We start from the raw sequence: 7,054 nt of genomic DNA, 5'->3' as shown, positions 1-7,054 counted from the left end.
CGTGAGCATCTGTGTGCTAGCACTCCTTATAGTCAAATAGCTACAACGCTTATTGTTGGCTGGTGCGCCGCAGGCGCACCCCCTGAACGGTTACGGTAAAAGCTGATTTTGTGGTTAACAGAGAAGCGGCTTTCAATAATTTCATCGGCTTCTATAAAGTAGCTGATGAGAATGGTGGCATTGACACCAACGGAGATGGCAAAGCAGATATTCTCACTGGACAGGCTGGTTATACTGAAGCCGCAGTTCGTGGGCGTGTTGCAGGTATTGACTTGACAGTTAATAACCAAGGTAATGCAACTTCCACAGGAACTTTCCAGCCAGGTTCTATCTTTGTACCATTTATTATTACTAATGGTATTCCTGATGCTTTACTTGATAGCAATCCAAATAATGATCCAGCAGTTTACTTCCCATTCTTGGGAGCTAACGGTGATAAAGTAGATCACATTCGCTTATTAGGAAATAACGTTTTTGGCTTTGAGGATTTAGCAAGTGGTGGTGACAAAGATTTCAACGATATGATCGTGCGAGTCAATCTGACTATCGCTTAGTCTAAATTATTAAACATCGCCTATACTCAGTAGAGCCAATGTTGTTAAGCACCATTGGGTTAAGTAAGTGAGCGTGAATAATTAAAGGTTTGTAGTAAGGGCTAAAGCCGAATGGCACTGAGTTTAGTTATTTGTTGAGGCAAGCAGGGAGTGCAGGGGAGCAGAGGGAAAGTTGCAGTAAGTCTTTCCCCTTTGCCCAATGCCCTAGAGGAAAAAAGAGATTTTCAGTCTATACATACATTTTATTGACTGAACTAGCGCCATAGTCCAGTGCGATCGCTACAATTTTAGGATAAGCAATATTCGATGGTGCAGCAGATGCTCAAGCGGCTATTTCAATGGCTCAAAAAGCTTTTTCAGAGCTTGTTTGGTGGAAAACAGACTGCCTCAAAATCTAGGGGGAATGTGGAAAAAGAACCAGCACCACCCCTAAGCGATACGGATCTGGAATTTCTGTTCACCGAACTGTTGCAAGGAGTACATCAAGCACGAGGGGAAGCATGGGCCCAGAAGTGGCTGCATAATATTGAACATCGGATTACAACTGAAGACTGGGTTGAGTGGTTAGGGCGCTTTGGTGAAAGATTGCTAGCATCACCTACACCCAATAATGAAATAGCTGCGCGGTTGGTGCAACTCGGTGAGTTGAGCATCGGAGAAATTGGAGATGTTGCCTATAATATCGGGATGCAGTTGTTGACACGCAATCAAGGTGAACCAATTTGGGAATATGAAGGGCCAGATGCTGTTAGCACGCTGCCATCTGAACCAACTGCTCCAATATTAGAGTCAGTAGATGCGCCAGAGAACCTCCCGGAGGGAGAATACCAAACTGTCACTCTAGAACAGTTGTTTGTGATGTTGCAGGAGGATGAAAGCTTACGCCAGCAGATTGCTCAACAACTTGCCGTTGAGACAGATGATCCCCAAGTGCTTGTGCAGGCATTAATTAATCAATTGTATCCTGCTGGTGAATCGACTATAGAGCAAACAGAAAATTAGTTGAATCTGAGAATTGTAACGTTGTAATGCTGTACTCTTGAAGTTTTGTATATTTTTTGCTAACCTGCTACGGATGCGCTATCCGGATCTAATTAGTTTTTACGTAATTGATGATTTTTTGAACACAACGATGGCTACAATCTAGAAAAACAAAATCCAAGAGTGTGGCAGATGCTCAGGCGGATATCACAGTCGCTTAAAAGGTTTTTAAAGCGCCTCATTAAAAGTAAGCAGACTAGTTCTCTCAAGCGTGGGAGAAGACAGAATCTGGTGGAGGTACTACCAGAACTAACCAATGCGGATCTGGAACAATTGTTTATCCAATTGCTAGAAGGCGTGCATCAAGCACGAGGACAACAGTGGGCATTAAGGTATCTGCAACGGGTCGAAAATCGCATTTCGGCTGAACGCTGGATAGATTGGTTGATGATGTTTGGCGAAAGCTTGCTAGCTTCACCGACGCCGAATCCTCTATTAGCAACACAGATGGTGCAATTGGGGGAACTTGGTATTGGCAGAATTGGAGACGTTGCCTATGACATTGGCATCCGGCTGATGCAAAACTTACCTACACAGATAGAGTATGAGGAGGATCAGGCGCAAGATGGCACAGAAACCACTCCTGGGCAAGAACTGATCCGCAATTTAGGCGAACAGTTATGGGAATATGATGAGCCAAATGTAATAGAAACTACTCCAGGGCAAGAACTGATCCGCAATTTGGGCGAGCAGTTATGGGAGGATGATGAGCAAAATGTCGTAGAAACCACAGAAGAAATTCTCCCAACTACACCTGGGCAAGAGCTAATCCGTAGCTTAGGTGAGCAGTTATGGGAATATGATCTTCCAGATGTTGAAGCAATAACGCCAGCGCCTGAAAATGCCTCTTTTGAGGAAAGATTGACCGAGAATTTAGAGGAACTGGTATTGAAGTATGAACGAGAAGATGCCCAAGCCACGATCAGAGAAAATCTCCCTCTCCCCGCAGCGGAAGATTCAATCACCTCATTAGCCGAACTGAGATTCGGTGATGAAGAGAAAGTTACTTCAGCTAAGACACCAGCAAATCTCCTTTCCACTAGACAAAGAACTGAATTAGCAACGTCTGACTCAGTGGAAACCTGGGATAACACTTTGACCAATTTAGAGCCAAATGTAGCTAATACCTTAGATGAGTTGTGGGTGAGGTTGGATCAAAGTACCAATTTAGTCCAGCAACTTGCTTCTAACTTGGCAGTTCAAAGCAGCAATTCTCCTGGTATTATTGAGCGACATACCGATAATCCGATTACCCAGGCTCAAACGTGGTTTTACCAAGGTCTAAGCCAAGCTAAAATAGGTGATTTGTTAAGCGCGATCGCATCTTATGACCAAGCCATCAAACTGCAACCAGAATTTTCTGAATATTGGTTTAACCGAGGCTTGACGCTGTTTCATTTAGAACGTTTTGATGAAGCGATCACATCTTACGAAACCGCCACAGAATTGAAACCCGACTACTACAAAGCTTGGTACAACCGGGGTGGAACTCTCGGAGAATTAGGATACTTTGAAGAAGCGATTGCTTCTTTTGACAAAGCCATAGAAATTAAGCCAGACTACCAAGAAGCTTGGTCTAGCAAAGGTTTGGCGCTGCTAAAGTTAGGTTGGCTACCGGAAGCCATTTCTAGTTATGACCAAGCGCTGCATCTGGAACCAGAAGACCAGGAAAACTGGTATCATCGAGGCATAGCCCTAGCTGTAAGCGAACAATTTGCAGAGGCAATTATATCTTACGACAAAGCGCTAGAAATTGACCCAGACTACCACGAAGTTTGGATAGACCGGGGTGTAGTCCTATTTAATTTAGGAAGGTGGTCAGAAGCGATCGCCTCCTGGGACAAAGCACTTTCAGTTCAAGCCGACTTCTACTTAGCTTGGTACAACCGGGGTATAGCGTTAGACAATTTAGGACGCCGCATTGAAGCGATCGCCTCCTATCAACAAGCGATCGCCATTAAACCCGACTTCCACTTAGCCTGGTATAATCAGGCAGTAGCACTGTTTTATTTAGAACAATTTGCCGAAGCGATCGCCTGTTATGACAACGCTTTGCAAATTAAACAAGATTATTGGGAAGCTTGGATTGGTCGTGGAACCGCCGTCGGTAATTTAGTGAATGCTGACGGATTCCTGAATTTGTCGAGTAGTATAACAGCAACAAATCCCGCCTTACAACAGGGTGGCTACGAAGGAAAATTAGCCAGCTACGAAGAAGGGTTAAAGCATCTGCGGACAGATACCCACCCAGAAGGTTGGGGTAGATTACATGTTGCGATCGGTAATATTTACTACGACCAAGGCAAAAAACATACCAATACGCGCGATTATTGGCGCAAAGCTGCATCTGAGTATCATCAGGCGCTGTTAACCCTGACACTAGAATATTTTCCGCAGTTGCACTTAGAGGTTTTACAATCTCTAAGCAAAGTGCTGATGGGTTTGGGACAAACAACACAAGTTCAAGAATTACAGCAACGCGGCACAGATTTATTGGGACAATTATTGAGTGAAGAAACTCGCTCTGACGAAAGTAAAAAACAGCTAGCTTTGAAATTTACAGGCTTTAAGCAGTTGGCAGTTGATTTAGCTGTAGAGTCTGGTGATTTAGTTGAAGCCTGGGAAATTGCGGAACAAGGCAAAAATGCTTGTTTAAACTGGCTACTTTCTGGCTGGAATAATGAGATTTACTCACCTGAGTATGGCGCAATTCAACAACTATTTAATCCCACAACAGCAATTATTTACTGGCATATTAGTCCAGTCGCCCTACACACATTTATTCTCAAAGACCAAGCGCCATCACCGATCCTCCTGTTTACACCCATGCAAGATCCTGGGGCAATGCCTTTAGGAGAAGACGCTATCCGTCTAAATGAATTGCCGCTACCCGAAGCAGTGCAACGCCTAATTGAATTTGAAAGTTGGCTAGAAGATTGGCATCAACAATACCAAGAATATTGCTGCACGGCCCAAGACAAAGAAAGTAAAAGCCAGCATTCTTGGCGAGTTGATATGGAACAGAAGCTAGTGCAACTGTATGACATCCTAAATATTTCCACAATTGCACAGGAACTCGAAGGCATCATCCAACTGGTTTTAATTCCTCACCGTGACTTGTACAAATTGCCCATTCATACCCTTTTCCATCTCTCTTCTTCATCCCAAGAAGAATTGCCGAATGTAGAATCAAATTTCACCGTCACCTATCTGCCTAGTGCCCAAATAGGTTTATCAATAAAAACTGAACAGATTTGGCAGTGGCAAAATCAGTTATTGCTCAGTGTTGAACATCCTGAAAGTACAGGTTATCCCACACTAAAATTTGCTAAACTTGAGTCTGAAATTGTGAGCCAGATGTTCAATAAGATTCAACGAATTCAGGGGTCTGAAGCTACGAAAAATGTTGTCGAAAAGGCCTTATTTGATAATTACAACATATTTCATTTTACGGGCCATGTCACTAATAATTTAGCTGAACCTAAAAAGTCAGAATTAGCATTAGCAGGTGAAGATAGACTTACTTTAGATGAAATCTGTCAACAAAATTTAGCAAGTTACAACCTTATTACTCTCTCTGCTTGTGAAAATTTAAGTACTAGCAACCACACTATCAGCAGCGAATATGTGAGTTTAGTGAGTGGTTTTGTGAGTCAGGGTGTTCCTCATGTAGTGAGTACTCTTTGGAGTGTAGAATCTTCAGCTAGTGCCTTGGTAATGATCGAGTTTTACCGACGATTACAGCCTAATAAATCAGCAGTTACTGCCTTAGCTGAAGCAACACGATGGTTGAAAGAACTAACTGCTGGAGAACTGACAAAATGGTATGAAGATATCTTGAATAATCTGCATCCTGAAGAATTACGAATTCAAACTTATTTAGCGACACAGCTATATAGAAATAGTAAAATGGCATCAGATAAAAATCTTTATAATCATCCTTACTACTGGGCAGGATTCACGATTACGGGTAAGCCAAATTAATCTTTTGAAACTTAGTCAAAATAATTTATAAGGTCAATCTAAAATTGTAAGAATTCAGCAGTCACAATAGTGGAAGAATCAGGAGCTAATTTACTTTACTCATGAATTTCCTTATGATATTAAACCTTCTATAAATTCTGACTTCTGAACGGCAGTTGCTTCTCCGTAGGGGTACGAGTCGGGGAACCGCAAGGGCGTACTGCGTCCTCCTGAGTGCTGAATTCTTATGTAAAATTTAAAATCCAAAATTGAGTCACCAACACTAAGGAGTGGAGAAGGCTTTAATCTAAAGTTTATAACTTTTAATTAAGCCTAATCTAACTCCCGGCGTCCTTCCAATGCCCTTGCCAGGGTCACTTCGTCGGCGTACTCCAAATCACCACCTACAGGCAAACCAAAGGCAATCCGCGTCACCTTGGTAAATGGTTTCAGTAGCTGACCGACATACAGTGTCGTTGTCTCCCCTTCCACACTCGGACTAATTGCCAAAATCACTTCTTGAGGTTTTTGCTGACTCACCCGGCGCTGCAAAGCCAGTATAGTTAACTGTTCTGGCCCAATTCCGTCAATTGGGGAAATCACCCCACCCAAAACGTGATATTTGCCTTTGTATTCGCGGGTTTTTTCTAGCGCAATTACATCGCGAGGATCTGCTACGACACAGATAGTGTTGTTGTCACGGTTGGGATTGCGGCAAATTTCACAAACAGGTTCAGCAGATAAGTGAAAGCAAACAGAACACAAGCCTATCTGTTTTTTTGCCTCAATTAAAGCTTGTGCTAAAGCTTCTACTTCTGCTTTTGGTCGCTTCAAAATATGCAAAGCCAGTCGTTGGGCAGATTTGGGGCCAACTCCTGGCAACCGTTGCAATTGCTCAATTAACCGTGCTAAAGGGCGTGCGTAAACCGTTGTCTTATCTCCAGAATGTTTTTACCATCACTATGATGACACTTTTACAGGATTTTTTGGATTGGTTATTTAATATTATGACCTAATGAATACTTATAGGATCACTTTTGTAGTTCACGTGCTAATTCAGACAATCTACAGTCTTTTTAGTTTTGGTAAAAACATCGCATTACAGAACAATTAGATACTGTGTATACAGATGAGAATAGTGCTCTTGATCCGTTCTTCATTCATTTACAAGCCCATACTTTGATAGAGGAAGCACAGTAGTGCAATGAAGGAAAATTTGGTGGGCTAAACTTCCAATTCCGATATATAAACAAAAAACACCCTCCCAATCCGGGAGAGCGCTTTTTGATTTAGCTAAACTTTACTATCTAACCGTTGATAGCAGGAGCGGTTAGAGCTACAGGAGCAAAATCACCTGCTGCCAAATCTAAGGGGAAGTTGTGAGCATTGCGCTCGTGCATCACTTCCATACCCAGGTTAGCGCGGTTGATTACATCTGCCCAAGTCGCAATCACTCGACCTTCAGAATCAATGATTGATTGGTTGAAGTTGAAACC

The 7,054-nt window shown here is 42.7% G+C and carries 3 protein-coding genes and 2 pseudogenes; 3 read left to right on the top strand and 2 right to left on the bottom strand.

The features are described from left to right. Positions 1 to 86: 86 nt before the first annotated feature. The 3 genes and pseudogenes from V7K21_RS03560 to V7K21_RS03550 form a co-directional block, all read left to right on the top strand. A pseudogene (locus tag V7K21_RS03560) lies at positions 87 to 554 on the top strand (DUF4114 domain-containing protein); the annotation flags it as partial. Between the two features lie 306 nt (positions 555 to 860). Then, positions 861 to 1,556 (top strand): hypothetical protein, encoded by a 696-nt coding sequence (locus V7K21_RS03555; RefSeq protein WP_335171588.1) that lies wholly within the window; start codon positions 861 to 863, stop codon positions 1,554 to 1,556. A gap of 171 nt (positions 1,557 to 1,727) precedes the next feature. Then, complete coding sequence (locus tag V7K21_RS03550) at positions 1,728 to 5,579, top strand: CHAT domain-containing protein (protein ID WP_335171586.1); 3,852 nt, start codon at positions 1,728 to 1,730, stop codon at positions 5,577 to 5,579. A gap of 312 nt (positions 5,580 to 5,891) precedes the next feature. On the opposite strand, the gene recR is transcribed toward V7K21_RS03550, so the two are convergent. Beyond that, entirely contained in the window at positions 5,892 to 6,449 is a 558-nt protein-coding gene (recR, locus tag V7K21_RS03545) for a recombination mediator RecR (RefSeq protein WP_335171584.1), read from the bottom strand. A gap of 416 nt (positions 6,450 to 6,865) precedes the next feature. Next, positions 6,866 to 7,054: pseudogene (locus V7K21_RS03540) on the bottom strand (photosystem II q(b) protein); the annotation flags it as partial.

The organism is Nostoc sp., from assembly GCF_036919595.1.
GTDB lineage: Bacteria > Cyanobacteriota > Cyanobacteriia > Cyanobacteriales > Nostocaceae > Nostoc.
Note: the sequence above shows the minus strand (reverse complement) of the source record. Positions and strands in the feature narration are given on the sequence as shown.

Coding starts and splice junctions, on each gene's coding strand:
- V7K21_RS03555 (WP_335171588.1), top strand. CDS start 861: ATGGTGCAGCAGATGCTCAAGCGGCTATTTCAATGGCTCAAAAAGCTT.
- V7K21_RS03550 (WP_335171586.1), top strand. CDS start 1,728: ATGCTCAGGCGGATATCACAGTCGCTTAAAAGGTTTTTAAAGCGCCTC.